This is a genomic window from Geothrix campi (assembly GCF_024609265.1).
GTDB lineage: Bacteria > Acidobacteriota > Holophagae > Holophagales > Holophagaceae > Geothrix > Geothrix campi.
On the sequence record NZ_JANHMP010000001.1, the window covers coordinates 1,760,078 to 1,785,904 of the forward strand.

Annotated in this window: 31 protein-coding genes; 15 read left to right on the plus strand and 16 right to left on the minus strand. The window is 68.5% G+C overall.

Translation table 11 applies throughout. The features are described from left to right. The first annotated feature begins 163 nt into the window (after positions 1 to 163). The 9 genes from NOV65_RS08140 (at position 164) to NOV65_RS08180 (ending at position 6,399) form a co-directional block, all read left to right on the plus strand. Positions 164 to 637 (plus strand): rubrerythrin family protein, encoded by a 474-nt coding sequence (locus NOV65_RS08140; RefSeq protein WP_257305679.1) that lies wholly within the window; start codon positions 164 to 166, stop codon positions 635 to 637. Then, positions 630 to 1,193 carry a DUF3501 family protein gene (locus NOV65_RS08145; RefSeq protein ID WP_257305680.1) on the plus strand — a complete coding sequence of 188 codons (564 nt, stop codon included), beginning with the start codon at positions 630 to 632 and terminating at the stop codon, positions 1,191 to 1,193. The genes NOV65_RS08140 and NOV65_RS08145 overlap by 8 nt, the downstream gene beginning before the upstream one ends. 9 nt (positions 1,194 to 1,202) lie before the next feature. Beyond that, complete coding sequence (locus tag NOV65_RS08150; RefSeq protein WP_257305682.1) at positions 1,203 to 1,646, plus strand: Dps family protein; 444 nt, start codon at positions 1,203 to 1,205, stop codon at positions 1,644 to 1,646. Positions 1,647 to 1,841: 195 nt separating this feature from the next. Beyond that, entirely contained in the window at positions 1,842 to 2,420 is a 579-nt protein-coding gene (locus NOV65_RS08155) for a Fe-Mn family superoxide dismutase (RefSeq protein ID WP_257305684.1), read from the plus strand. Between the two features lie 158 nt (positions 2,421 to 2,578). After that, entirely contained in the window at positions 2,579 to 2,671 is a 93-nt protein-coding gene (locus tag NOV65_RS08160; RefSeq protein ID WP_257305687.1) for a Fe-Mn family superoxide dismutase, read from the plus strand. Between the two features lie 361 nt (positions 2,672 to 3,032). After that, a complete protein-coding gene (locus NOV65_RS08165) occupies positions 3,033 to 3,734 on the plus strand; it encodes a DUF2461 domain-containing protein (protein ID WP_257305690.1) in 702 nt (233 codons plus the stop codon). A 126-nt stretch (positions 3,735 to 3,860) separates the two neighbouring features. Continuing rightward, the gene (locus NOV65_RS08170; RefSeq protein WP_257305692.1) at positions 3,861 to 4,811 is read left to right on the plus strand and encodes a metallophosphoesterase; all 951 of its coding nucleotides are present in this window, start codon (positions 3,861 to 3,863) and stop codon (positions 4,809 to 4,811) included. Continuing rightward, a complete protein-coding gene (locus tag NOV65_RS08175; protein WP_257305695.1) occupies positions 4,808 to 5,287 on the plus strand; it encodes a QcrA and Rieske domain-containing protein in 480 nt (159 codons plus the stop codon). The genes NOV65_RS08170 and NOV65_RS08175 overlap by 4 nt, the downstream gene beginning before the upstream one ends. 62 nt (positions 5,288 to 5,349) lie before the next feature. Further along, a complete protein-coding gene (locus tag NOV65_RS08180; RefSeq protein WP_257305697.1) occupies positions 5,350 to 6,399 on the plus strand; it encodes an RNA polymerase sigma factor in 1,050 nt (349 codons plus the stop codon). On the opposite strand, the gene NOV65_RS08185 is transcribed toward NOV65_RS08180, so the two are convergent. The 11 genes from NOV65_RS08185 to NOV65_RS08235 all read right to left on the minus strand — a co-directional run bounded on the left by NOV65_RS08185 (position 6,381) and on the right by NOV65_RS08235 (position 13,257). Then, positions 6,381 to 7,430: a prephenate dehydrogenase/arogenate dehydrogenase family protein gene (locus NOV65_RS08185; protein WP_257305699.1), complete on the minus strand. Its 1,050-nt coding sequence runs from the start codon at positions 7,428 to 7,430 to the stop codon at positions 6,381 to 6,383. The genes NOV65_RS08180 and NOV65_RS08185 overlap by 19 nt on opposite strands. Before the next feature lie 27 nt (positions 7,431 to 7,457). After that, the gene (locus NOV65_RS08190) at positions 7,458 to 7,688 is read right to left on the minus strand and encodes a thioredoxin family protein (protein WP_257305701.1); all 231 of its coding nucleotides are present in this window, start codon (positions 7,686 to 7,688) and stop codon (positions 7,458 to 7,460) included. Between the two features lie 8 nt (positions 7,689 to 7,696). Then, on the minus strand, positions 7,697 to 8,770 hold the full coding sequence (locus NOV65_RS08195; RefSeq protein ID WP_257305702.1) for a permease: 1,074 nt from the start codon (positions 8,768 to 8,770) through the stop codon (positions 7,697 to 7,699). A 7-nt stretch (positions 8,771 to 8,777) separates the two neighbouring features. Then, positions 8,778 to 9,629: an arsenite methyltransferase gene (gene arsM / locus NOV65_RS08200; protein WP_257305703.1), complete on the minus strand. Its 852-nt coding sequence runs from the start codon at positions 9,627 to 9,629 to the stop codon at positions 8,778 to 8,780. Positions 9,630 to 9,696: 67 nt separating this feature from the next. Then, positions 9,697 to 10,032, minus strand: coding sequence for an ArsR/SmtB family transcription factor (locus NOV65_RS08205; RefSeq protein ID WP_257305704.1), 336 nt, complete (start codon positions 10,030 to 10,032; stop codon positions 9,697 to 9,699). 71 nt (positions 10,033 to 10,103) lie between these two features. After that, a complete protein-coding gene (locus NOV65_RS08210) occupies positions 10,104 to 10,523 on the minus strand; it encodes an arsenate reductase ArsC (RefSeq protein ID WP_257305705.1) in 420 nt (139 codons plus the stop codon). A 10-nt stretch (positions 10,524 to 10,533) separates the two neighbouring features. Continuing rightward, entirely contained in the window at positions 10,534 to 11,016 is a 483-nt protein-coding gene (locus NOV65_RS08215) for an arsinothricin resistance N-acetyltransferase ArsN1 family B (protein ID WP_257305707.1), read from the minus strand. After that, the gene (locus NOV65_RS08220) at positions 11,013 to 11,426 is read right to left on the minus strand and encodes a rhodanese-like domain-containing protein (RefSeq protein WP_257305708.1); all 414 of its coding nucleotides are present in this window, start codon (positions 11,424 to 11,426) and stop codon (positions 11,013 to 11,015) included. Before NOV65_RS08220 ends, NOV65_RS08215 begins: the two co-directional genes overlap by 4 nt. A gap of 3 nt (positions 11,427 to 11,429) precedes the next feature. Further along, positions 11,430 to 12,524: an ACR3 family arsenite efflux transporter gene (gene arsB, locus NOV65_RS08225; protein WP_257305709.1), complete on the minus strand. Its 1,095-nt coding sequence runs from the start codon at positions 12,522 to 12,524 to the stop codon at positions 11,430 to 11,432. Positions 12,525 to 12,532: 8 nt separating this feature from the next. Further along, on the minus strand, positions 12,533 to 12,871 hold the full coding sequence (locus NOV65_RS08230) for a carboxymuconolactone decarboxylase family protein (RefSeq protein WP_257305710.1): 339 nt from the start codon (positions 12,869 to 12,871) through the stop codon (positions 12,533 to 12,535). Further along, positions 12,868 to 13,257: an ArsR/SmtB family transcription factor gene (locus NOV65_RS08235; protein ID WP_257305711.1), complete on the minus strand. Its 390-nt coding sequence runs from the start codon at positions 13,255 to 13,257 to the stop codon at positions 12,868 to 12,870. The genes NOV65_RS08230 and NOV65_RS08235 overlap by 4 nt, the downstream gene beginning before the upstream one ends. Before the next feature lie 103 nt (positions 13,258 to 13,360). On the opposite strand from NOV65_RS08235, the gene NOV65_RS08240 reads away from it, so the two are divergent. Beyond that, positions 13,361 to 14,854 (plus strand): M20/M25/M40 family metallo-hydrolase, encoded by a 1,494-nt coding sequence (locus NOV65_RS08240; protein ID WP_257305712.1) that lies wholly within the window; start codon positions 13,361 to 13,363, stop codon positions 14,852 to 14,854. A 26-nt stretch (positions 14,855 to 14,880) separates the two neighbouring features. On the opposite strand, the gene NOV65_RS08245 is transcribed toward NOV65_RS08240, so the two are convergent. Genes NOV65_RS08245 through NOV65_RS08255 form a run of 3 tightly spaced genes read right to left on the minus strand, consistent with a single transcriptional unit; the run spans position 14,881 to position 18,404 of the window. Further along, complete coding sequence (locus NOV65_RS08245; RefSeq protein ID WP_257305713.1) at positions 14,881 to 16,953, minus strand: cation:proton antiporter; 2,073 nt, start codon at positions 16,951 to 16,953, stop codon at positions 14,881 to 14,883. After that, complete coding sequence (locus NOV65_RS08250) at positions 16,916 to 17,905, minus strand: potassium channel family protein (protein ID WP_257305714.1); 990 nt, start codon at positions 17,903 to 17,905, stop codon at positions 16,916 to 16,918. Before NOV65_RS08250 ends, NOV65_RS08245 begins: the two co-directional genes overlap by 38 nt. Positions 17,906 to 17,960: 55 nt before the next feature. Beyond that, positions 17,961 to 18,404, minus strand: coding sequence for a PaaI family thioesterase (locus NOV65_RS08255; RefSeq protein WP_257305715.1), 444 nt, complete (start codon positions 18,402 to 18,404; stop codon positions 17,961 to 17,963). Between the two features lie 99 nt (positions 18,405 to 18,503). Between NOV65_RS08255 and NOV65_RS08260 the strand changes: the two genes are divergently transcribed. Beyond that, entirely contained in the window at positions 18,504 to 19,508 is a 1,005-nt protein-coding gene (locus NOV65_RS08260; RefSeq protein ID WP_257305716.1) for a PstS family phosphate ABC transporter substrate-binding protein, read from the plus strand. A gap of 52 nt (positions 19,509 to 19,560) precedes the next feature. Here NOV65_RS08260 and NOV65_RS08265 read toward each other — a convergent pair whose 3' ends face one another. Continuing rightward, positions 19,561 to 20,595: an Mrp/NBP35 family ATP-binding protein gene (locus NOV65_RS08265; protein ID WP_257305717.1), complete on the minus strand. Its 1,035-nt coding sequence runs from the start codon at positions 20,593 to 20,595 to the stop codon at positions 19,561 to 19,563. Positions 20,596 to 20,760: 165 nt separating this feature from the next. Then, on the minus strand, positions 20,761 to 22,893 hold the full coding sequence (gene ppk1, locus NOV65_RS08270) for a polyphosphate kinase 1 (RefSeq protein WP_257305718.1): 2,133 nt from the start codon (positions 22,891 to 22,893) through the stop codon (positions 20,761 to 20,763). A 219-nt stretch (positions 22,894 to 23,112) separates the two neighbouring features. Here ppk1 and NOV65_RS08275 point away from each other — a divergent pair, with 219 nt between their 5' ends. From NOV65_RS08275 to pth, 4 genes are all read left to right on the plus strand, one after another. Further along, on the plus strand, positions 23,113 to 23,760 hold the full coding sequence (locus tag NOV65_RS08275; protein ID WP_257305719.1) for a 50S ribosomal protein L25: 648 nt from the start codon (positions 23,113 to 23,115) through the stop codon (positions 23,758 to 23,760). 92 nt (positions 23,761 to 23,852) lie between these two features. Then, positions 23,853 to 24,446 (plus strand): TetR/AcrR family transcriptional regulator, encoded by a 594-nt coding sequence (locus tag NOV65_RS08280; RefSeq protein WP_257305721.1) that lies wholly within the window; start codon positions 23,853 to 23,855, stop codon positions 24,444 to 24,446. 24 nt (positions 24,447 to 24,470) lie between these two features. Continuing rightward, positions 24,471 to 25,109, plus strand: a complete 639-nt coding sequence (locus NOV65_RS08285; RefSeq protein ID WP_257305723.1) for a DUF6448 family protein — start codon at positions 24,471 to 24,473, stop codon at positions 25,107 to 25,109. 41 nt (positions 25,110 to 25,150) lie between these two features. Beyond that, on the plus strand, positions 25,151 to 25,729 hold the full coding sequence (pth, locus tag NOV65_RS08290) for an aminoacyl-tRNA hydrolase (RefSeq protein ID WP_257305725.1): 579 nt from the start codon (positions 25,151 to 25,153) through the stop codon (positions 25,727 to 25,729). Positions 25,730 to 25,827: the final 98 nt, after the last annotated feature.

Genomic DNA, 25,827 nt, shown 5'->3' on the forward strand with positions numbered 1-25,827 from the left:
GCAGCCTCTCGGCATATCGCGAATCCGACTCTCGGCCGGTCGGGATTCTTCTGGGGCGGAGGCTGTATGAATTTACAGAATTTATTCAATGATTTGACTTATTGCTTTGGCATGAGGATGGCTCTACCTTGATGCCGCCGAGTACGGCCCACGAGGAGATCCCATGTCCTTCATCGATTCCAAGACCCACCAGAACCTCAAAGCCGCCTTCGCCGGGGAGAGTCAGGCGAACCGCCGCTACACCTGGATGGCCCAGGTGGCGGAGAAGGAAGGCCTGAAGGAAGTGGCCGACCTCTTCAAGCACAGCGCCGACGGCGAAACGGGCCACGCCCTGAGGCACCTGATGTTCCTGGCCGAGAAGGCCGCCGATCCCGCCACGGGCCTGCCCCTGGGCGATTCCCTCACCAATCTGAAATCCGCGGTGGCAGGCGAGACCTACGAGTACACGGATATGTACCCCGAGTTCGCCCGTCTCGCGAAGGAAGAGGGCTACGGCGAGATCGCCGCCTGGTTCGAGACCCTGGCCAAGGTGGAGCGCTTCCACGCCGGCCGCTTCCAGGAGGCCCTCACCAAGCTGCAGGCCGGCTCCAAGCCTGCGTTCGCCGAACCTGCCGCCGACATCGCGAAGCATGTCTGAGCACCCGGTGACGCTCGCCTTCGATCCCGCCACCGAGCGGGCCCGTTTCGAGGCCCGGCAGGCCTTCCTGGCGCGCCAGGCGGCCCTGCGGCTGGAGCTTTCGGAGGGCATCACCTTCCAGCCGGAAACGACGGAGAGCGTGGAGGACCAGATCATCGAAACGCTCTGGGCCGAGGGCAAGACACCGGACACGGTGGAAGCGGACGAATTGGCCGAAGCCCGCGCCTCCTTCGCCGTGCTGGCGCCCCGGCGCGAAGGTGCCGCCCGCAGCATCGCCGCCACGCTGATGCTGGGTTTTCCGGATGAGGTGCGGGATCGCCGCCTGGCGCTTCTCCACACCTTCCCGGACCAGTTGCGGCTGGAGCTTTTGGATGGTTCCCTGGTGCCGCCCGCCGTGGACCGCGGCACCGCCGGACCGGATGACCGTCTGCCCTCGGTGCTGGCCCTGCGCTACCTGATCCCGGACGGCCGCACCATCGCCGCCCTCGTCTCCAATCACGCCGAGGCCCCCGGCCGCTGGCCCGCGCCGGCTGCCTGGGTGGCCTGGCCTTCCTGAGGAGAAGCCATGAACCGTTCCGTCGTCGACCACCTGAATGCCGAGCTGGCCACCGCTTTCGTGCTGGCCCTGAACGCCAAGCGCTACCACTGGACCGTCACCGGCCCCCACTTCCGCGACTACCACCTGCGGTTCGAGGACCTCTACACCGCTGCCGACGGCACCGTGGACGAGCTGGCGGAGCGCATCCGCATGGTGGGTGGCGTGCCGCTCCACGCCCCCGCGCAGATCGAGGCCCAGACCAAAGCCGACATCTCCAACCCCTCCGCCCGCCTGGATCCCGAAGCCATGCTGAAGGAGGCCCTGGCCAACGAGGAGGCCACCATCGCCCTCATGCACGAGGGCATCGAGCTGGCCAATGGCGCTGGCGACCCCGGTACCGCCGACCTCCTCACCCGCTTCGTGCAGGTCCACCAGAAGGAAGCCTGGTTCCTGCGGGAAATGCTGGGCTGATCTAAACGAGGGGGGACCGCCCGGACGCTTCGCGTCCTCTGCGTCCCCCCTCGTGCACCCCCACGCAGTGTCCAGGCCAAGCCCGGCCACCGCGTCTGATACCGGACCCGCACCTGAACATTGTGCCTGTTTCATCCAATTTCCGACTTTTTCAGTAAACTAATCATCCGCGCTCAGCGCTGCCAAGGAGATGCCATGGCCTACACCGCGAAGAACTATGACCACCTGAAGGGTGGCGCCCTGAAGGGGCTCAGCGACTCCCAGCTGGATCAGCACTTCGGCCTCTACAAGGGCTACGTCACCAAGCTGAACGAGATCGAGGAGCGCCTGGCGACGGCGGACAACACCAAGCCCAACTACTCCTACAACGAGTACAGCGAACTGAAGCGACGCGAGGCCGTGGCCTTCAACGGCTCTTTCCTGCACGAGCTCTACTTCGAGAACCTGGGCGCCGACAGCGACATCAGCGCGGGCCTCAAGGCCGCCCTGGACGCAGTGGGCGGCAAGGACAAGGTGCTGGCCGACCTCAAGGCCACCGCCATGGGCGGCCCCGGTTGGGCGCTGCTCACCCGCAACCGCCGTGACGGCAAGCTGCACACCTACTTCGTGGCCGAGCACCACCTGGGCCTGCCCATCGAGCAGGACCTGCTTGTGGTACTGGACTCGTGGGAGCACGCGTTCATGGTGGATTACGGCACCGCCCGCGCGAAGTACCTCGAGGCCTTTGTCGAGAACATCAAGTGGAGCGAAGTCAGCAAGCGCTTCGGCAAGTAAGGCGCGCGGGCGCCTCGGCGCCTCTCAACGCGTGCTCGCGGTTGGGCCCCCGGTTCGGGGGCCCGCCTTTTTTCTTCCCGTCGCACACCTCCGCCTGACGCACAGCGCCCCGCGCTGTGCTCCCACTCGCCCTGCGGGCTCGCGGAGGCGGAGCCTCCATGGTGGATTACGGCACCGCCCGCGCGAAGTACCTCGAGGCCTTCGTCGAGAACATCAAGTGGAGCGAAGTCAGCAAGCGCTTCGGGAAGTAAGGCTCGAGCGGGCCTCATGGCCCCCCGGATCGCAGGCCCCGCAAGGGGCCTGCTCCCGTTCAGCTTTCGCTTCGCTCGGCTTCACGGACGGGGCCCCGCTGGCACCGCCCGCGCGAAGTACCTCGAGGCCGGGACTACCCCCCGATCGGACACGCCCCCGGCGTGTCCTCCCGCTCGCCTCTGGCTCGCGGAGGGGGCCCCGTTGTCGAGAACATCAAGTGGAGCGAGGTTTCCAAGCGATTCGACAAGTAAGGCGCGCAGGCGTCTCGGCGCCTCTCAACGCGTGCTCGCGGTTGGGGCCCCCGGATCGGGGGCCCGCCTTTTTTTCGGCGTAACCTGATGGCATCCTCCCGGAGGCGACGTGGCAGCAAAGATGACTCCCTCTGGACTGGAAAACCCGCTGGGACCCGGCCTCTTCCGGTTCCTGAAGGACCTGAAGGCGAACAACGAGCGCGCGTGGTTCCTGGAGAACAAGGCACGGTACGAGGCCGAGGCCCGGGAGCCCATGCTGCGACTCATCGCCGCCTTCAGCGGCCCGCTGGCGTCGCTCAGCCGCCACTTCATCGCCGACCCGCGGCCCTCGGGCGGCTCCATGTTCCGGATCTACCGCGACACGCGGTTCGCCAAGGACAAGACCCCCTACAAGACCCATGTCGCGGCCCACTTCCCCCACCGGACCGCGCAGGCCGGCGGCGTCCACGGGCCGGGTTTCTACCTCCACCTGGAGCCGGGCGGCAGCTTCGCGGGCGGCGGCCTCTGGCACCCGGATCCCGATGCGTTGTTTAAGGTCCGTAAGGCCATCGCCGCCAAGCCTGCGGCCTGGAAGGCCCTCCGGAAGTCCGGTCTGGAGATCGAAGGCGACGCGCTCAAGCGGGTTCCCCAGGGCTTCGATCCCGACCATCCCTGCGCGGAGGACCTCAAGCTCAAGGACTTCTACACCTCCACCGGGTTCACGAATGCCCAGGTGCTGGCGCCCGATTTCGTCGAGCAGGTGGCCGCCGCCTGCCGGCAGGCCGCTCCCCTCGTCGCCTTCCTGTGCAAGGCCCTGGACCTGCCCTGGTAGCTGGAAGGACGGTTCGGCCCAGCTTCAGTTCACCTCCCCCGACATCCAGATGCCGGAAGCCGGCGTATCCCTCTGTGTCCCCCATCGGGCGGACGGATCGCCGGGCCGGGCCCGGGAGGGGGGTGCATGGCTTCGCAGATGGATCGGCTCACGTTCCTGAAGGTCATGGGCATCGGTGGCGCCGTGTTCGCCACGGGACTGCCGGGCTTCGCGGAGGCGCTCGGCCCCACGGGCAGCAAGGCCGGTGCAGCGGCCTCGGACTTCTACTGGGTGCAGTTGTCGGACACGCACTGGGGCTTCGAGGGGCCCAAGGTCAACCCGGATGCGACCGGAACCCTGGGCAAGGCCATCGACGCGGTGAATGCCCTCGATCCCCAGCCGGATTTCGTCATCTTCACGGGCGACCTCACCCACGACACGGACGATCCGCTGCTCCGCCGCAAGCGGATGGCGGAGTTCAAGCAGCAGGCGGCCCGGCTGCGGGTCCGGCAGATCCGCTACCTGCCGGGGGAGCATGACGCGGCCGAAGACCGCGGCGAGGCCTATCGGGAGGCCTTCGGGGTCTCGCACTACGCCTTCGCGCACCGGGGCGTGAACTTCATCGCCCTGGACAACGTCTCCCAGGTGGGCTCCGTCCTTGGCGCCGAGCAGCTGAAGTGGCTGGCGGGGGAGCTGAGCCACACGCCCAAGGACGAGCCCCTGGTGATCTTCGCGCACCGGCCCCTCTTCGACCTCTATCCCGACTGGGACTGGGCCACCACGGACGGCCAGAAGGCCCTGGACCTGCTGAAGGACCACCGCTTCGTGACGGTGTTCTACGGCCACATCCACCAGGAGCATCACCACCGCACGGGCCACATCCAGCACCACGCAGCCACCTCGCTCATCTTCCCTCTGCCGGCCCCCGGCTCCGCCCCCAAGCGGGCGCCGGTGCCCTGGGACCCGGCCCATCCTTATCGGGGCCTCGGCTTCCGGCAGATCCACACCCAGCCCCAGCTGAAGAGTGGTGAGGGACTCCAGGTGCTGGCCGAGAAGCCCCTGGCCGGTTCGCTGAAGGGCGCGGGGGCGCCGGCATGAGGACGGAGCCCCCCGACGGCCCGCCCCATGCCTCGGTCCACCCGCGACGCGCCTTCTGCGCCACCCTCGGCTTCCTGCTGGCGGGCGCGGCCCTCCCGGGCGGAGCGCAGCCGCCCGCTCCGCCGGAGCTGCCGCCCGATCCCCACCCACTGAAGCTCACCGAGGCCACGCGGGCGGACCTGACGCCCGGCAAGGTGCTGGACTACCGGCGGCTCGGGGCGTTCTTCCTGATGGCGGACGAACGCGGGATCTACGCCCTGTCCGGCATCTGCACGCACCTGGGCTGCATCGTCCATTCGGAAGGCGCCACCGGCTTCGCCTGCCCCTGCCACGGCAGCGAGTACGACGGCCATGGCGAGGTCACGCATGGGCCGGCCAAGCGCCACCTGCGGCACCTGGAGGTGAAGGAGACCGACCCCCAGGGGCTGCTGCTGGTGGACACCGCCAGCACCGTGCCTCCCGAGACCCGCCTTTGACCCGGATTCCGGGCCCACCGGGACTGGCCCAGGGGCCCGTGAGGGAAGAGGATGAAGCCACGATGACCGCCCCGGTCCCCCCTTCCCCTGCCAGCCCCCTCGGCGAGGAGGACGCGATCCTCGTCCAGCAGGTCCGGGAAGGGCGGGAGGAGGCCCTGCAGCAGCTGCACCGGCGCTATGCGAGCCTGGTGTTCCACCTGGCCTGCCGCTCGCTGGACCGCGCCGCGGCCGAAGAGGTCGTGCAGGACACCTTCCTGGCGGTGTGGCGGAAGGCCGGTGAGTTCGACCCGGCCAAAGGATCCTTCCGCACGTGGCTCCTGAGCATCAGCCGGCACCGGATGCTGGACGAGCTGCGCTCCCGTACCCGGCGACCCCAGTCCTCCGGCGATCCCCTGCTCGAGCAGGTGGCTTTGTCGGCGGAGGATCCCCTGCCCGACGAGGCCATGTGGCGGGAGTACCAGAAAGACGCCGTGGCGGAGGCTCTGGCCGCCCTGCCGGAGCCCCAGCGGAAAGCCCTGCGGCTGGCCTTCTTCGCCGATCTCACCCACGAGGAGGTGGCCCGGGCGCTCCAGGTCCCCCTGGGCACGGCGAAGACGCGGATCCGCAGCGGCCTTCGGATCCTGGAGCGGCACCTGGGCGGTCTGGTGGCTATCCTGGCCACCGCCGTGGGAGTCACGGGAACCTGGATCTATCAGCGGCACACAATGCGGGATGCCCTGGGGCAGGAGGCCATCCACCTGCTGGCGGATAGCCAGACGAAGGTCCTGCGCCTGGTGCCGCCCGGGGCGGCCGCCGCGGAGGCCGGCCTCCACGCCGCCTACCGTAGCGCCCCCGGCGCCCGGATCGCCGTACTGACCCTGTCCCACTTCCCGCCGGCCCCCGACGGGGAGCGCCTTGTACTGTGGGTGCGGACCGCCTCCGGCTGGCGCCATCTGGACCTCCAGGGCCCCGACCACGAGGGGAAGGGCCTCCAGATCCTGGAAGCCCCCTGGCTGGCGGAGGCCTGGCCGCTGGAGCTCCGCATCACCCGCGAAGCCCAGCCCGGAGATCGGCCCGCAGGCACCCTGGTGGTGGCCTGGGCGGGTGAGGGCAGTCAGCCCTTGGCGCCCTGAGCGGACCGTGAGGCCCGCAGCACCGCGCGGAAGACGTCCTCGACACCCTGGCTGTCCAGGCCTGCTTCCTGGGCCCAGGCGCGGCGGGCCTGGAGCTGGCTGCTCTCTCGCTCGGGATCGTGCACAGGGAGGCCCAGCTCGGCCTTGGCGCGGCCGGCGCGGAGCACCAGCTCCGTGCGGCGGGCCAGCAGGGCCACCAGCTCCTGGTCCAGGGCGTCGATGTGGTCGCGGGTCTCCTGCAGGATCGGGGACCGCTCCCCCAGGCTGGGGATGGCCAGCTGCTGCTCGTCCGCGCCTTCGGCCACGGCTTCCGCCAGGGTCTGGTGGATGGCGGAGAGGGCCTCCAACAGGCCCTCGCGAGCTCCCTTGGCGAAGGGGTTCTGGTTCTGGAGGGCCGCGAAGAGGTGGCCGGCGTCCTCGCGCACGGATTCCAGCGTGCGGGCGATGGCGTGGAAGGAGGGCGGCGTGAAGGGCAGCTCGGCCCCGGCGCCCACGGCCAGCAGGCCCTTGGCGATGAAGAAGGTGAGTGCGTGGGTGGTGGCCATGACCCGGTCGTGGTCCTCAGGGCTCTGGCGCAGCACTTCGCAGCCCAGGCTCTCGAACAGGGCCTGCACCCGGTCAGCAGCGGCGGGATGATGGGACGAAGGACAGAGCACCACGCGCAGCGGCCGCTCGGCCCGGGCCAGGCTCACGGGCCCGAAGAGGGGATGCGTCCCCGCGTGGGGGATGGCGGCTCCCAACTGGGCGTCCATCAAGGTGCAGGGGCCCGACTTCACGCTGCCCACGTCGAAGAGCAGCTGGTCCGGCCGGAGGTGAGGGCGCAGGCTCGCCAGGGCCGCGGCCTGGGCGGCGATGGGCACCGCCAAGATCAAGGTTTCAGAGGTTTCCGCCAGCTCCGGGAGCCCACCCACCCGGCGTTCGACAGGAATTTCCGCAGCCGGCTCCCAGGCCCGATAGCCATGGCCGGCCTCGTGGAGAAGCGCCCCCAGCGCCCTCCCGAAGCGGCCATAACCCAGAATGCCGATGCGCATGGGATTCCCCGGAGACAGAAGGAAATCCTACCGCAGCAGATCCCGGATGGCCGCCACCGTGGGCACGTGGCCTTGGCTTTTCACCACGCCGTCCACCACCAGACCTGGCGTGGACATCACGCCCCGGGCCACGATGTCCGGGTACTCGGTGACCTTCACCAGCGTGAAGTCCAGGCCCAGCCCCTTCGCGGCTTCCTCCGTCCGTTCCGCCAAGAGCTTGCACTTGGCGCACCCGCTGCCCAGCACTTCGATCTTCATGGCACCTCCTACATGATTACGTTGAACAGGAAGCCCACCAGCACGATGCCCGCGGTCACCACGCCCAGGAACACCGCCAGCAGCCGGGGCTTCAGCACCTTCCGCAGGATGACCGTCTCGGGCAGCGACAGGCCCGTCACCGCCATCATGAAGGCCAGGGCCGTGCCCAGGGCCGCGCCCTTGGCCAGCAGCACCTGCACGATGGGGATGATGCCTGCGGCGTTCGAGTACAGGGGCACGCCGATGAGGACCGCCAGGGGTACGCTCCACCAGGCGGACTTGCCCATGACGCGGGCCATCAGCTCGGCGGGCACATAGCCGTGGAGGAACGCGCCGACGGCGATGCCCATGAGGACATAGAGCCACACCTTCCCCACGATGTCCTTCGTCGCCTGGAGCGCCAGGTCCAGGCGCGCCGGGAAGCCCAGGGTGGCGTCGGAGGCCTTGGAGGCTTCAAAGGGGATCTCCAGGATCCAGGGTTCCAGGTGGCGCTCCATGCGGAGCTTCCCGAGGATCCAGCCCGCCACGAAGGCCACCGCCACGCCCGTCACGGTGTAGAGGAGGGCGATGCGCCAGCCGAAGAGGCCGAAGAGGAGGAACAGCGCCACCTCGTTCACCATCGGGGCCGACACCAGGAAGCTGAAGGTGGCGCCCAGGGGCACGCCCACCCGCACGAAGCCGATGAAGAGGGGAACCGCCGAGCAGGAGCAGAAAGGGGTGGCGATGCCCAGCAAGGCCGCCAGCAGGTTGCTCCAGGCCCCGGTACGCTTGGCCAGCAGGTCGCGGGTGCGCTCGGGGCTGATGAATGTCTGCACGAAGCTGACGCCCAGCACCACGGCCCCGAGGAGCATCAGCACCTTGGGCGCGTCGTAGGCGAAGAAGGCCACAGCCTCGCCCAGGCGGCTGCCGGCCCGCAGACCCAGGGCCCGGAAGGCCAGCCAGTCGGCGGCCGGGTGGAGCACGAGGTAGAGGCCGATCCAGGCCGGGAGGGCGGCCAGCAGCCACCCTCCCGACTTCCAGAGACCGCCGCCCGGAGCGGGCGTTGGCGCGGCACAAGCGCAGCTTTTTGAAGCATCTGTCATGGCACTCTCACCCGCAGCAGCCAGGCGCGCAGCACGCCTTCACGGTCTTGGTGGCCTCCACCTGGACGCTGAGCACCGAGCTGGCCAGGTGCTCCAGTTCCTCAGGACTCATGCCCGGGTAGCGCTGCTTGGCGAGTTCCATCAACTCCGGCGAGAGTTCCGCCAGGCCGAAGCACCGCTCGGAAGCCACCGTCACGCCCTCGAAGCCCGCGGCGCGGATGGCGGCCAGGTAGTCGTCCTTGAGCAGGGCGCCGGATACGCAGGCGGCGTAGATGTCCATGTCCTGGAGCAGCGCCTCGGGCAGGGGCCGAGCCAGCACGAGGTCGGAGACGTGGAGGCGGCCGCCGGCCTTCAGCACGCGGAAGGCCTCGCGGAAGACCTTGGCCTTGTCCGGGGCGAGGTTCACCACGCAGTTGGAGAGGATCACGTCCACGCTGGCGTCCTCCACGGGCAGGGCCTCGATGTCGCCCTGGCGGAACTCGACATTCCCGTAGCCGTGCTTCCGGGCCAGAGACGTGGCACGCTCGATCATCTCCGGCGTCATGTCCACGCCGATGACGCGGCCTTCGGGTCCCACGCGCTGGGCGGCGAGGAAGGCGTCGAAGCCCGCGCCGGAGCCCAGGTCCAGCACGGTCTCGCCGGGCTTCAGCGCGGCCAGGGCCACGGGGTTGCCGCAGCCCAGGCCCAGGTTGGCGCCCTCGGGCACGGCGGCCAAGTCCTTCGGGTCATAGCCCACGTCCAGGCTCGCGTCGCCGGGAGCGCAGCCGCAGGAAGTGGAAGGGCCACAGCAGCTTTGATTTTTCGTCACGAAGCCGGCGTAGCGATCGCGGACGGCGGATTTGAGGGTTTCAGGTTCCATGGTGGGGCCTTTCAGATGGAGGTTTCCTGGGACACCGGAGGCATCCACGTCCCAGGACGATGGAAGGTCAGTCCCTGTCGCAGCAGGGCGAGGGAGGCAGCGGGTCCGCGGCGCCACCGGCGCAGCAGTCCTGCCAGATGTAGTCGGTGAGGGCGTGCAGCACGCCGAAGTCGGCGCGGTAGCGGAGCGTGGTGCCTTCCCGGGCCACCTGCACCAGGCCGGCGTCGGCGAGGGTGGCCAGATGATGGCTGAGGGTGGAAGCCGGGATGTCCAGGCGCGACTGCAGCTCTCCGGCGGGCGTCCCCGCCTCGGGGCCCTGCACCACGCGGCGCAGGATGGCCAGGCGGACCGGATGCCCGAGGGCCTTCAGTCGCTCTGCCGCCTGTTCCACACGCCCGGTCATGGTCTCCTCCTGAACTAATTCTAGATTTGTCGAAATAGCATGCAAGGTTTAATTTCGATTTTTTTCGAAATTCAGGAAGTCCAGCCCCGCTCCCGCCCGAGCGCCTCCAACCGGCGGGCGATCTCGTCGCGGGCGGCGCGGAAGCGGGTCCGCAGGTCCTCGGGCGTCAACGCGGGATCATCGCTGGCGGGGTCCGGGATGGGCCAGTGCAGGCGCTCGGCCCTGCCTAGGAAGGCGGGGCAGACTTCCTCGGCGCAGAGGGTGATGACCAGGTCCACGGAAGCCGGATCGATGTCCGACACAGGCTTCGAGATGTGCGTCGAGGCGTCGATGCCCCGCTCTGCCAGGGCTTCGATGGCGGAGGGGTTCACGCGGCTCGGCCGGCTGCCGGCGCTCTGGATGCGGAAGCCCGGGAACATGCGGCGCGCCAGGCCTTCGGCCAGCTGGGACCGGGCGCTGTTGGCCACGCAGAGGAAGAGGATCGAGGTCACCGTGACTCCTTCACAGCATCCGTTCCCAGAAGCCCACATCCACCCAGGCGCCGAACTTCCAGCCGGCCTCGGTCATGTGGCCCACCTTCTTGAAACCCAGCTTCTCGTGGAGCCGCACGCTGGGCTCGTTGGGCAGGCTCAGGCAGCCCAGGGCCGAGTGGAAACCGCGCTGCCGGAGCTCGTCCAGCAGTGCCTGGTAGAGCGCGGCACCCTGCCCCTTCCCGTGGTGGCCCCGGGCCAGGTAGACGGTGGTCTCCACGGCGAAGCGGTAGGCGTGCCGGGTGCGCCAGGTGGAGCCGTAGGCGTAGCCCCGCACGACGCCGTCCTCCTCCCACACGAGCCAGGGATAGGTTGCCATCACCTTGGCGATGCGGGCGCCCATCTCCGCTTCCGAGACGGGCTGCTCCTCGAACGTGATGATGGTGTCCCGGATGTAGGGGTTGTAGATCTCGGCCAGGGCCGGGGCGTCGGTGGGCAGGACGGGGCGGATCATCGGTGGCCTTTCCGGGGGCGCAGGACGCAGGGACAGGGCCCGTAGAGGAGGGCCGCGGCATCAGTTGCCACGGGCAGGCCCTCCTGGTCCCAGAGGAGCATGCCGCCGTTGAGGCAGGCCACCTGGGTGAAGCCATGGTCGAGCAGCAGGTGCGCGGCTTCCTTGGTGTAAACGCCAGAGCTGTCAGCCAGGAGCAGGGGTCGGTCCGCGGGCAGCTCGGTGAGCAAGCCAGAGAGCTCCTCGTGGGGGATGCGGATCGTCTCGGGCACCTTGAAGGCCTTCATCTCCGCCAGCTCGTCGAGGCGGAGGTCCACCAGGATCGCGCCCTCGTTCAGCACGGCCAGCGCATCCTTCGGCGCCAGGAAGCGCAGCCCCTGGATCACCATGCCCCTGCCGTCGAAGATACCCATGGCCTACCTCTTGGCGGGATCCACCGCGGGACAGCAGCCGGCGCTGGCGACCTCCTCCGCGGCCTCGGGGTACCACTTCCGCTTCAGCCAGAGGGCCACGTTGACGAGGCCGATGAGGGCGGGCACCTCCACCAGCGGCCCGATAACGGCGGCGAAGGCCGCGCCGTGGGCGATGCCGAAGGTGGCCACGGCCACGGCGATGGCCAGCTCGAAGTTGTTGCTGGCGGCCGTGAAGCTCAGCGTGGCGCTCTGGGGATAGGTGGCGCCGGCCTTCTTGGACAGCCAGAAGCTGACCAGGAACATCACCACGAAATAGATCAGCAGGGGGATGGCGATGCGGATGACATCGAAGGGCAGCTTCACGATGGTGTCGCCCTTGAGGCTGAACATCACCACGATGGTGAAGAGCAGCGCTAGAAGCGTCAGCGGGCTGATCTTCGGCACGAAGACCCGGTGGTACCAGTCCAGGCCCTTGAGCTTCCCGAGGATGAAGCGGGTGAGGAAGCCAGCGATGAAGGGAATGCCCAGGTAGATGAAGACGCTCTTCGCGATCTGGCCGATGGTGATGTTGACTACCGCGCCCTGGAGGCCTAGCTTCGCGGGCAGCACCGTGGCGAAGAACCAGGCGTACACGCTGAAGAAGAGCACCTGGAAGATGGAGTTGAAGGCCACCAGGCCCGCGCAGTACTCCGTGTCACCCTTGGCCAGGTCGTTCCATACGATGACCATGGCGATGCAGCGGGCCAGGCCGATGAGGATGAGGCCCAGCATGTACTCGGGCCGGTCGCGCAGGAACAGCACGGCCAGCCCGAACATGAGCAGGGGCCCGATGATCCAGTTCTGGAGCAGGGACAGGCCCAGCACCTTCTTGTTCCGGAAGACCAGGTGCAGTTCCTCGTATTTCACCTTGGCCAGAGGCGGATACATCATGAGGATCAGGCCGGCGGCCAGCGGCAGGCTGGTGGTACCAACATTCCATGCGTTGATGGCGCGGTTGAAGCCGGGCACGGCAAAGCCCAGCAATACGCCCAGCCCCATGGCCAGGAAGATCCACAGTGTCAGGAAGCGATCAAGGAAGGACAGCCGGCCCGTGGACATGGATCCTCCTACTTGCAGTCGCAGTCGTCGCCGCAGTCGCCCTTCTGGCCGCCGCCTTCTTCGCAGGCGCAGGCGCCGCCGCAGCAGCTGCCGGTGCTCTCGCCCACCAGCGTCGTCTGAGCCAGGGCCATGATCTGGGAGTGGGGATCCCCCTTCACGCGGAGGGCCATGTTCACGGCTTCGATCATGTCCTCATTGGACACGCCCAGCTCCGTGAGGCGGCTCTGGTGCGCGCGAAAGGCCCGCTCGGCATTGGAGCCGATGGCGGCGCCCAGGGCGATGAGGTTGAGGGTGGTCTCGCTGAGGCCGGATTCGGTCGAGGTCTCAGTCTGGGCCTGGGTGGTCATGCATGCTCCTTGGGGGTGCGTGAAGGTGGACAGTCAGAAGGAGTACAGGTATCGCAGCGGAGGGCGCGGGCCTGGGCCCGGTCCCTGGCCAGTTCGGCCTCGGCCCCGGCCATGAGGGGCCAGAGGGCCTCCAGCAGGGGCCGGGTGGCCGCCTCGTCGGACAGGGCCACATGCACCCAGCGGCCGACCTTCCACTCGCGCACGAGCCCGGTGCGGCGCAGGCCGGTGAGGTGCTCGGAGACAGTGGAGGGCGCCAGGCCCAGCACCTCGGCCACCTCGCAGACACAGAGCTCCCCCGCGTGCAGCAGCGCGAGGATGCGCAGACGCACGGGATGGGCCAGGGTCTTGAGGGTGTCCACGAGGGGACGAAGGGGGTCTGAGTTCATTTCGCTATTTCCCGAAACATCGTCATCTTACCGCCTGACTCCCAACTTGCCATACCTCGCTTTTTGATGTTTTCTGAATCCACCCTTCCCTCCAGGAGTTCTCATGCCGCGGATCCCCGCCGCCCTGTTCGGCCTGACCCTGGCCACCCTTCTTCAGGCTCAGTCACCCTTTGCGGCTGCTCCCCCCGCGCCTTCGCCCGTGCCGGTGCTGAAGGACTATCCGGACACCCCCGCCGGCAAGCTGCTACGCGACATCAAGGAACACGCGGAGGTGGTGGCCCGGGTGGAGTACCTGGCCGACGTGATCGGCCCTCGCCTCACCGGCTCGGACCAGCTGCGGCAGGCCCAGGCCTGGGCCAAGGCGGAGATGACGCGGCTCGGCGCCGTGAACGTCCACGAGGAAGCCTACGACTTCGGCCTGGCCTGGACGCGCGGGGTGGACAGCGCGCGCCTGCTCACCCACAACGGCATCCGCTTCCGGGTGGATCAGCTGCCCTGGACTCCGGGCACCCGAGGCTCCGTGCAGGGCGAATTGATCCTGGTGGACGCCCGGAACCTGGAGGAGCTGAGGGCCTTCAAGGGGCAGCTGAAGGGCCGGATCCTGCTGCGCACCAATCCCGACGACAAGCGCCCGCCCCTGCCCCGCCGGGGCGGCGGGCTCGAGACCTACCAGGCGGAACAGGCGGCCATGACGCAGTTCCTCCTCGATGAGGGCGCCCTGGCCACGCTGTCCATGTCGGGCCGCAAGAACGGGCTCAGCTTCACCACCGGGGGCGCCGGGCGCGACCCGAAAAAGCCCGCGCTCCCCGCAGCCTACGCACCCCAGGAACCCTACAAGATGCTGGTGCGGCTGCTGGCGCGGAAGGAGCCTGTGAAGCTCGAGCTGTCCCTGGGCGGCAGTTGCTCGGCCAAGCCTGTCCAGGCCACCAACGTGGTGGGCGAGATTCCCGGCCGCGAGCTGCCCGGGGAGGTCGTCATCGTGGGCGGCCACCTGGACAGCTGGGACCTGGGCACCGGCGCCACGGACAACGCCACGGGCAGTTCCGTCGCGCTGGAAGTGCTGCGCGCCTTCCAGGCCACGGGCCTCAAGCCCCGGCGCACACTGCGGGTGATCCTCTGGAGCGGCGAGGAGCAGGGCCTGCTGGGCTCCCGCGCCTACGTGGAGGCCCACAAAGACGCCATGGACGCCATCCAGGCCGTGCTGGTCGACGACATGGGCACGGGCATGGTGAAAGGCTTCACGCTGCAGGGCCGCGAGAATTGCCGAGGCCTCATGGCCCAGGCCATCGCCCCCCTCAACGACCTGGGCGTGAAGGAACTCTCCCTCCGCACCATGAACAGCACGGACCACGCCCCCTTCGACCGGGCCGGGGTGCCCGCCTTCGCCGCCATCCAGGAACCGGTGGACTACTTCCTGGGCACCCACCACAGCCAGATGGACTACGCGGACCACCTCGTGCCGGACCAGCTGGTTCAGGGAGCCCAGGCCATGGCGGTCACGGCCTGGGAACTGGCGGAGATGCCGGCCCGGCTGCCCCACGGCCGCCTTCCGACCCAGCCTGTGGCGGGAGCCATCAATCCTCAGGGGCGGCCCTGACCTGAGCAGGCCAGGAAAACAGTCCCTCAACCCTTGGAGGGCCCGGCTTCCTGCTCCCGCCCCAGCACCGCCTGGGTGGCATCCAGGGCCGAGCCGGAACCGCTGAGGGCCAGCACATCCCCGGGCTGGAGCAGGACTTCCGGTCGCGGTTCCAGCAGGTGCCCCTCCCGCAGGAGGGCCACCAGGGCCACGCTGGAACCGCCGATCAGGTCGAGCTCCGCCAGGCTCCGGCCCAGGGAGGGGCAGTGGGGCCCGATGCGGAGCGTGCGCCAGCCGCCGGCTGATGGCGCGACGGAGGCCCCGGGGGTGCCCCAGGGATCCTGCGCGTTCTCGCCCAACCATTCAGCCCCCGCATCGAGGTCCTGCTGGAGGCCCCGGGCGCGGCGCCAGAGCAGCAGGGGGACCGCCAGGGCCGTGGCGGCGCTCAGGGCCCCGAGGGAGGTCAGAGGGATCAGCGCCAGCACGGCCGCCAGCACGGGTAGGCCCGTGAGCAGCAGCACGCCGAGCCGCAGCCCCGTGCGGAAAGCCCGGCGCATGTCGGGCCGGGCGCCCAGGCCGCCGGGCCCCGGCAGGTCCAGCAGCCGCTCCGCCAGGACCCGGCTGCGGCGCAGCATGCGGCGCACCAGCAGGCCCACCAGGATCGCCGCCGCCAGCAGCACCGCCCCCTGGGCCATGGTGTGCCCCAAGGCGTGGCCCTCGAGCCAGGCCGCGCCCAGCCGCACCACCCGCGGCGCGAGGGCGCCCACCAGGCCGATGAGGATGGCATCCAGCAGCAGGTGCAGGAAGGTCCGCCGCACCGCGGCGCCGGGGGCCTTGCGGAGGGCCGGGGCGCGGAGGGCCGCAGCCCAGGACTGGTAGAGGCCCAGGTAGGTCTTCAGGGCCTTGGGGAGGTGACGCTCCACCAGCCGGGCCGCTGGCTCCCCCACGGATAGCAGTCCCGGCGTGGCCAGGGCCGTGGCCACACAGATGGCCGCCAGCAGCGCGTAGCGGGAAGGATCCACCACGCCCAGCCCGATGCCGGCGCTGAGGAGGATGAAGCCGAACTCCCCCACCTGCCCCAGGGCGAGGCCGGCCCGCACGCCGAGGGCCAGGGGCAGACCCGCCAGCGTGGCGCCGACCGTGACGGAAACCGCATTCATGACGATGACCAGAGCGGAGAAGAGCAGGACCAGCGGCCAATCGCGCAGCACGACCGCGGGCTCCATGAGCATGCCCACCGCCACGAAGAACATGGCCGCGAAGAGGTCCCGCAGGGGATGGACCAGGTGCTCCACCTTGCGGCCCCGGCTGGATTCGCAGACCAGCATCCCCGCCACGAAGGCGCCCATGGCCACGGAGAAGCCCGCCCAGGCCGCGAGCTGGGCCAGCCCGAAACAGAGCGCCGCCGCCACCACCAGCAGCACCTCATCCCGGGCATGATCCGCCACCCAGCGCACGGCAAGGGGCACCACCAGCCGTCCCACGCCCACCAGCACCGCGAGGAACACCGCCAGCTTCAACAGCGTGCCGGCGATGGCGCCGGCGCTGGGGCCGCCCAAGGAGGCCGCCGCCGTGAGGGCCGCCAGGAGCAGCACGGCGTGGAGGTCCTCCACCAGCAGAATGCCGAGCACGGTCTCCTTCAGGGCGCCGTGGATGCCCCGTTCGTCGAAGAGCTTGGCCAGGATCATGGTGGAGGCGATGGCCAGGCTGGCGGCGAAGAAGGCGCTCTCCAAAGGGGACCAGCCCAGCAACCGGGCCACCAGGAACCCGATCACCAGCTGGGTTCCCACCTGGAGGGTGCCCGTGAGCAGGGCCGGCGGCCCGGCGCGGAGCAGCCGGGGCAGGCTGAACTCCAGGCCGATGGTGAACATCAGCAGGATGACGCCCAGTTCCCCCATGAGCCGCACATTGCTCAGGTCCGCCACCAGGGGCACCGGCACGTGGGGGCCCACGATCATGCCCGCCAGGAGGTAGCCCAGGACGGCGGGCAGCTTCCACCGCTGGAACAGGACGGAGGTCAGCGCGGCGACCCCCAGCACCATGGCCAGGTCCAACAGGAGGCGGGCATGCCCCTCCATGGCCTCAGCCTTTGGCCAGTCGCGTGAGGGTCTCCAGCGCATCGGAGGGTCCCATCACCAGCAGTTCGTCGCCGGACTGGAACCGCTCCTCGCCGGAGGGATTGAAGCGCAGGCCCGAACCCGGATGCACCAGGCCCACCAGCAGCGAACCTGTGGCGTGCCGCAGGCGGGCCTCCCGCAGGGTCTGCCCTACCAGGGCCGATTCCGGCGCGATGGCGATGCGTTCCAGGCCCAGCTCCAGCTGTTCCTGCTGGAGCACGATGTCGAAGAAGTTCATCATCTCGGGCTTGAGCAGCAGACCCGCCATGCGCCGCCCCCCGATCTCGTAGGGGCTCACGATGTGGTCCGCCCCGGCGGCCCTCAGCTGGCGCTCGGTGCCCAGCTTGGCGCTGCGGGCCACCACGGGAAGATCCGGCCGCAACTGCTTCACGGTGAGCGTCACCAGCACGTTGTCGGCATCGGTGGTAAGCGCCGTGATGAGGCCGCGGGCCGTGCGGATGCCCGCCCGCTCCAGCATCATCTCGTCCATGGCGTTGCCGTAGAGGATCAACTCGCCGGCGAAGCGGGGGCTGCGGCCCTTGGAATCATCCTGCTCGATGATGACGAACGGCACGCCGGCCTTCTTCAGTTCCCAGGCGGCCTGGAAGCCCATCTTCCCGAAGCCGCAGACGATGATGTGATCCTTGAGTTCATCCAGGCGTTTCTGCATGCGGCGCTCCATGATGTAGCCCTTGAGGTCCCCCTCCAGGAGCAGGGCGGTCAGGTTCGAGATGGCGTAGGTGGCCACGCCCAGGCCGATGACGAGGTAGAAGATCGTGAAGACCTTGGTCCGGGCGTTCACGTCGCCCAGCTCGCGGAATCCCACCGTGAACAGGGTGGTGATGGCCATGTAGAAGCTGTCGAGGGCATTGAGGTGCGACAGCCAGTGGTAGCCCAGCCCTCCGCAGACGATGACCGCCACCAGCAGAGCCAGGGTGTAGCGCAGACGCCGCATCGGGCCGTCCTGCCGCGCGTTCCGCTTCTCGGGGAAGGGCGTCCCGGCCTTCATCTCAGCTGCCGATGCTGGGCTTGATGGCGAAGTTGGCGGTGCTGAGGGCCACCAGGTGGTCGCCGCAGGTGAGCCGGCACTCCAGGATGCCGCTCCGACCGGAGATGCGCACCACCTGGGCCGCACCATGCACCTCGCCCCGGGCGGGCTCCAGGTAGCGGATGTGCAGATCGGAGGTGGCGAAGGGCATGGCTCCGTCGAAGGCCGTGCTGAGGGCCAACGCGCTCGCCATGTCCGCCATGGTGGCCAGCACGCCCCCGTTCACGTTGCCGCGAGCGCCGTTGATCACGGCCTTGGTGGGCTGGAGCAGCATGATGGCGCCCCCGGGAGTCACCGATTCGATGGTGAGCCCCCATCCGCTGATGAGGGGCCAAGGGTGGAACCGTGCGCGCAGACGCTCCAGGAGATCCGGAGCGAGGGTCTCGGGGATCTGCGACTTGGCCATGGTCCAGGATAGCTCCATTCCCTGGGTCGTCACGGCGAAGGAGCCCGGGTTTCACGAGTGCGTCACGTCCGCATGGCGCAATGGGCTTGGAGGATTTCCATGCCGCTTCGCGCCCTCGCTGCCTCACTCCTGCTCCTGGTCGCCCTGGCCTGCCAGCCCCTGGCGGAGACACCCGTGAAGCCGCCACCATCGGCCGCGGCGATCGGCGCGAGGGAGGCCACGCTGCCCGCCTATGCCGCCGAGCACCCCGCGGCCGGAGAGTTGAAAAGCGTGGGCTCGGATTCCATGGAACCCCTGATGGTGCTCTGGGGCGAGGATTTCAAGAAGTTCCATCCCCGCATCACCACCCAGTTCATTTGCAAAGGCTCCGCCACCGCCCCGAAGGCCCTGATCGAAGGCAGCGCCATCATGGGCCAGATGAGCCGCGAGATGACCGACCAGGAACTCGCGGCCTTCCAGGGGAAGTACGGCTATGCCCCCACGCGGATCCCCGTGGCGGTGGACGCCCTGGTGGTCTACGTCAACGCGAACAATCCCGTGAAACAGCTCCGCATGGAGGAGATCGACGCGATCTTCTCCACCACCCGCAAGGGCGGCGCCAAGCGCGACATCCTGCGCTGGGGCGACCTCGGCCTCAACGGCGATTGGAAACAGCGCGACATCCAGGCCTACGGCCGTGACGAGAACTCCGGCACCCGCGCCTTCTTCCGGGAGCACGTCATGAAGAAGGGGGACTTCAAGCCCACCGTGAAGGCCTTCATGGACCAGTTCGCCGTGGTGGAGGCGCCGGCCGTGGATGGCGGCGGCATCAGCTATGGCCCGCTGCAGTACGCCAACCGCATGGTGAAGGGCGTGCCCGTGGCCTCCTTCGGTAGCGACCACGCCGTGGAGCCCACCCTCGAGACCATCCAGAAGGCCACCTACCCGCTGACCCGCTTCCTCTACATCTACGTGAACAAGGCACCGGGCCGGGCCCTGGATCCCACCGTGAAGGAATTCCTCCGGTTCGTGCTGTCCCGCGAAGGCCAGGCGGCGGTGGCCAGCTTCGGCGCCGTGCCCGTCCCCGGCGACTTCGCCGCCATGAGCGCGGGCAAGCTCAACTGAGGGTCCATGTCCCTACTGGCCCCTGCGGATGGAAGCGTTCGGAGCGCCCTGATCAGAGCTTCAGCACGCCCTTGAGGGTCTCGGCCATGTCCTGGAAGACCTTGGTCTGGACACTGTGGGGATGTTCCGCCACGAAGGGCTTGCCGCTGTCCCCGCCTTCGCGGATGGCAAGGTCGATGGGCACTTCGCCCAGGAAGGGCAGCTCCATGCGGATGGCGGCGGCCTTCACGCCGCCGTGGCCGAAGATCTGGGTTTCCTGGCCGCAGCCGGGGCAGATGAAGCTGCTCATGTTCTCGATGATGCCGAGCACCGGCACCTTCACCGTCCCGAACATGCCGATGGCCTTCTTCGCATCCAGGAAGGCCACGTCCTGGGGTGTGCTGACGATGACCGCGCCATCCACCTGGGCGTTCTGGATGAGGGTGAGCTGCACGTCACCGGTGCCCGGCGGCAGGTCGATGAGCAGCACGTCCAGGTCGCCCCAGGCCACGTCCTTCAAAAACTGCTGGAGGGCCTTGTTGAGCATGGCCCCGCGCCAGATGACGGGCCGGTCCTCCTCGATGAGCAGGCCCATGGACATGACCTTGATGCCGAACTTCTCGAGAGGCAGGATCTGGCCGTCCGGCGTGCCCAGGGGCGAATCCTTCAGCCCCATCATCATGGGGACGGAGGGGCCGTAGATGTCCGAATCCAGCAGCCCCACCTTGAGGCCCAGCTGGGACAGCGCGATGGCGAGGTTGATGGTGACTGTGCTCTTGCCCACGCCGCCCTTGCCGGAGCCCACCACCACGCAGCGCTTGATGCCCGGAATGAGGTTCTTGAACTCCACCTGAGCGGTCTTCTCCCAGCCGATCTCGATGTCCGCCGCCGTGACGCCCGGCTGGTTGAGGATGATCTCCTCCAGCGCCTGCTTGATGGCCGCCACGCGGTCCCGGTAGGCATCCATGAGCTGGAGCAGCACCGTCACCTTGCCCTCGGTGACGTCGATGCCCTTCACCGCCTTCAGGTTCGTGAGGGTGGCACTGGTGCCGGGAACGACATAGGCATTCAGGGCTTCGAACAGGGCGGCGCGGCTGATCTTGGTCATGCGGGTCTCCAGCCCATTAGTCTGCCACGGGGAATGAATGGCCGACACGTTGCAGCGCCGCACAGTTTCCTCTCGGAGCTGGGGGAGTCCAAGCCGAGGCAAGGTTCCCTTGCCACGGCGCGGAGGTCCGGGGGTGTGCGCGCAGCGCGGAACCCCCGGAGAATATTAAATATCCGGGTCCAGCGGCCCCAGCTTCTGGGTCAAAGCTCCCACGCCGCTGGCAAGCAGGGTGTGCTCGTAGATGCGGAGCTGGCTTCGGAGGGGCGGATCCTGGGGGTCGAGGCCGCGGCGCAACACATCGCCTTCGGGACCGAGCACCCGGCCCTTCAGGGTGTCGTGCAGCTGGAGTTCCACCATCTCCATCACCTGGGCCGCCAGGAGGGGATCCACCAGGGGGAAGGCCAGCTCCACGCGGCGGTCGAGGTTGCGGGGCATGAGATCGGCGCTGGAGAGCAGCGTCTCGGGTTCGCCATCATTGGCGAAGTGGTAGACCCGGGCGTGCTCCAGGAAGCGGTCCAGGATGGACAGGGCCCGGATGTTCTCGGAGAGCCCAGGCACGCCGGGTCGCAGGCAGCAGGTGCCCCGCACGATGAGGTCCACCTTCACGCCCTCGCGGCTCGCCTCGTAGAGCAGCTGGATGAGCTGGGGATCCACGAGCGCGTTCATCTTGAGCACCATGCGGGCGGACCGACCCTTCCGGGCGTGGGCGATCTCCCGCTGGATGCGCTCCTTGAGCGCCTTCTTCAGGTACTGGGGCGCCAGCAGGATCTGATTGAACCGTGGCGGTCGGGTATAGCCCGTCAGCATGTTGAAGAGGTTGGAGAGATCCTCGCCGAACTCCGGCCGGGCGGTGAAGAGGCCCAGGTCCGAGTAGAGGCGGCTGGTTCGCTCGTTGTAGTTGCCCGTGCCCAGGTGGCAGTAGCGTTTGATGCCACTAGCCTCCTGCCGCACCACGAGACAGGCCTTGCAGTGGATCTTGTGGTTGGGCAGACCGTAGACCACATGCACGCCCGTCTTCTCCAGGCGCCTCGCCCAGGCGATGTTGGCCGCCTCGTCGAAGCGGGCTCGCAGCTCTACGATGGCAGCCACCTGCTTGCCCCGCTCCGCGGCACGCTCCAGGGCCGCCGCCACGGGGCTGTTCGCGGTCACCCGGTAGAGCGTCATCTTGATGGCGAGGACCTTGGGATCCTCCGCCGCCTCGCGCACGAACCGCACCACGCTGTCATCGAAGCTCTGATAGGGGTGGTGCAGCAGGATGTCGCTCTTGGCGATGACATCGAACAGGCTGCCCGCCTGGTCGAGCTGGGGCACGGGCAGGGGCGGCAGGGGCGTATCCTTGAGGTGGGGCAGGTCCAGCTGGCTGCAGAGCTGCATCAGGTCCGAAAAGGCCGTCAGGCCCAGGCTGGGATACAGATCCTCGGGACTCAGCTCCATCTCCTCGATGAGCATGTCCAGCACCTTGGCCGACAGCCCGTGCTCGTACTGGAGGCGGACCACGGCCCCACGGCGGCGGTCGCGCAGGCTTTCCTCCACGGTCTTGAGCAGGTCCTCGGAGGGATCCTCCTCCACCGGCAGATCGGAATCGCGGGTCACGCGGATGGCGTGGCAGCTCTTCACCGTGTAGCCCAGGAAGAGGCGCGACAGGTGATGGCGCACCACATCCTCGAGCATCACGAAGGCGTTCGTTCCGGGCGCGGAAGGCACCCGCAGGAACCGCGAGGCCAAGCCCGTGGGCACGTGGATGAAGGAGAGCTCCGAGGCCGGGAGGTCCCCGTCCAGCAGGTCCTCGTCCGGCTCCAGCTCCACCACCAGCACCAGGGCGCGGTTGCCCAGACGGGGGAAGGGGTGGCCCGTGTCCACGGCCAGGGGGGTGATCAGGGGCAGGAGGCTGCGCTCGAAGTAGTCGAGGAGGAAGGCACTCTGGGTGTTGTCCAGATGCTTCGGATCCAGGATGCGGATCCCCGCGACCTCCAGCTGGGGCTCGAGGATGGCGTGGAAGAGCTCGTGCTGCCGGGCGGAGTAGGCGTGGATCCGCGAGGCCACCCGCTCCAGCAGCTGGCGCGGGGTCAGGCCGTCCGGGCCGGGCTGGGTGATGCCGGCGTCGATCTGCCGCCAGATGCCTGCCACCCGCACCATGAAGAACTCGTCCCAGTTGCTGGACACGATGCTGAGGAACTTCACCCGCTCCAGGAGGGGGACGGTCGAATCCTCGGCCTCCTCCATGACCCGGGCATTGAAATCCAGCCAGCTCAGCTCGCGGTTGAGCAGTTCCTCGGGACGGGGGATGGGGTGGAACACGGGAGGCCTCTGGGCTGCAGTGTGATGCCCGGATGTAACGATCTGATGGTACAGGCCATAGAGCGTCCCTCTCCAAGAACTTCCTTTGTTTTTGGGGCCTTTTGAGGCAGAATCGGTGGTTCGGCCCTCCATGAGGAGACGCCGTACGGTCCGCCCGGACCCACCACCAACGAGAGGGCAGCCAGGCCCAAGCCGGGGCTGCCAGGTAGGAGGAATCCCATGTCCCAGGAAGTCCTGATCGTCCCCAAGCGTGAAACCTTCGGCAAGGCCGCGGTTCGCGACCTCAAGAAGAGCGGCATGATCCCCGCCGTGGTCTACGGCCTGAACGAGGCCCCCATCGCCATCGCCATCAGCCCCAAGGCCGTGGCCCGGGTGCTGGCCAGCGACTCCGGCATGAACTCCGTGATGTTCCTCCAGCGCGAGGGCACGGACATCAAGCGCCACGTCATCATCAAGGACCTGCAGCGTCATCCCGTCACCGGCCGCCTGCGCCACGTGGACTTCATGCGCGTGGACATGACCCACAAGGTGCGCGTGAAGGTGCCCGTGCGCCTCATCGGCACCGCCATCGGCGTGAAGAGCATGGGTGGCGTCCTGGACTTCGCCCACCGCGAGATCGAGCTCGAGTGCCTGCCCAGCATCATCCCCGCCCACATCGACGTGGATGTGACCAACCTGGCCGTGGGTGACAGCATCCGCTTCGAGCAGATCGCCCTCATGCCCAACGTCGCCTTCATCGGCGATGCCCACCAGACGGTCTGCTCCGTCCGCGGCAAGGCCGCCGAGGAGGAGGAAGCCGCCGCGCCGGTCGCCGCCGCCGCCGAACCCGAAGTGGCCAAGAAGGGCAAGAAGGAAGAGAAGAAGTAGCTTTCAGCGATCAGCTGTCAGAAAAACGGGCGCCTGGTGGCGCCCGTTTTTCTGGGGGTTGACAGAAGTAAGTGCTTACTTACACTCAAGGAATGGCCCGACCTGCCCTGGAACTCACCCCCAAGCGCGCCGAAATTGCGGATGCGGCACTCCGGATCATCGAGACCCGGGGCATCGCCGCCCTGACCACCAGCGCCCTGGCCGGGGAGCTGGGCGTGAGCAGCGGCGCTCCCTTCCGCCACTTCGCGAATCGCGATGAGATTCTCGAGGCCGTCGTCCTGCGGGTGGAGGAGCTGATCCTGGGCACCTTCCCGCTGGAAACGATCCCTCCCCTGGACCGCATCCAGGCCCTGCTGCAGGCTCGCGCGAAGGTCGTGGGCGGCCACCGGGGAATCGGGCGGCTGATGTTTTCCGAGCAATTCGCCATGGCGCTGCCGGAGGCCGCCGCCGCGCGGCTGCGGGCTGTGGTCGCCCGGACCCAGGCCTTCCTCCTGGAGGCGCTCCTGGAAGCCCAACACGAAGGCATCATCCGGACCGATCTCCCACCGAAGTCCCTGCTGACCGTGGTTTTCGGCCTGCTCATGCACCTCGTCTACACCCGGGCCGCTGGTCACGGCCGCGTCGACGACGCCAGCGAGACGTGCGCGACCCTCCTGGCCATCCTGCAACCCCTTCCCGCCGCCTGAACCGGCGACCCCATTGGAGTTCCCATGCGCAAACGCCTTTCCCCCATCCTGCTGACAGCCCTCCTGGCCGGTCTTTCCGCCCTGCCCCTGGGTGCCCACTGCGACGCCCTGGACGGCCCCGTGGTCGTCGCCGCCAAGGCGGCGCTGGCGAAGGGTGATGTCAATCCGGTGCTCGCCTGGGTGAAGGCGGAGGACGAGGCCCAGATCCGGGCCGCCTTCGCCCGCACCCTCAAGGTCGGCGCCCTCAGCCCCGAGGCCCAGGAACTGGCCGAGGCCTACTTCTTCGAGACGCTGGTGCGGATCCACCGGGCTGGCGAAGGAGCCCCCTACACGGGCCTCAAGCCCGCGGGCCTGGATTTCGGCCCGGCCATCCCCGCCGCGGACAAGGCCCTGGCCTCCGGCGACATGAAGCCCGTGTTCGACCTCATGCACGGGGTTCTCAAGCCCGGTCTCGAGGCCCGCTTCAAGGAGGCCCGCGCCACCCGGAGCCAGGCCACGCCTGATCCCGCCTCCGGCCGGAAGGCCGTGGCCGCCTACGTGGACTTCCTCCACTATGTGGACGGGGTCTACCGCGCTGCGGCTGGCGGCGGCGCCCATGCCGAGGGTGCGGAAGCGGAAGGCCAGGCCGCGCCCGCCGGGAACCAGCCCCACCACCAGCATTGAAGGCCCCTCGTGTCTCGGCCGATACCTGATAGTTTCAACCCATGTGGACCCTCGTTCCCCTCGGCAACCCCGGCCCCGACTACCAGGACACCCGCCATAACCTCGGCCGCCTCATGCTCCAGCGCTGGCTGGCGGGCCGCGATCTGGCCCCTTCTCCCGCGAAGCGGTTCCAGTCCGGCACCCTCTATCCACTGACCGACCACCTCCAAGCCCTCGTGCCCGCCACCTACATGAACCTCTCCGGCGAGGCCTGCGCCCAGGCCGAGGCTGCCGGGATCTACCCGCGGAAGCTCGTGCTGCTTTATGACGACAAGGACCTGCCCCTGGGCACGGGCCGCTTCCGCCTGGACGGCTCCGATGGTGGCCACAACGGGCTCAGGTCCGTGTTCGAGTGCCTGGGCACCACGGACATCGCCCGCCTCCGCCTGGGCATCGGCCCCTTCCAGCGCCCCCTGGTGGACTATGTGCTGGAGCACTGGACCGATCCGGAATGGGCGGTCATCGACCGGCTGGACGCCCCCTTCGCCCGGTTCCTGGACCTGCTCGGCCAGGCAGAGGACCTGGGCGGCCTGGCCAACCTGGTGAATCCCACCGCGTTCTGGGCGGCCGCTGAAGGCTGAGAATTCGAGACTTTCCATTGAATTCCGGCCCTTTCCACGCGAAACTACCTGTTCGCGTCCTCCGCTGGAGGGCGTCTTCCTTGCTCCCCGGAACCCAG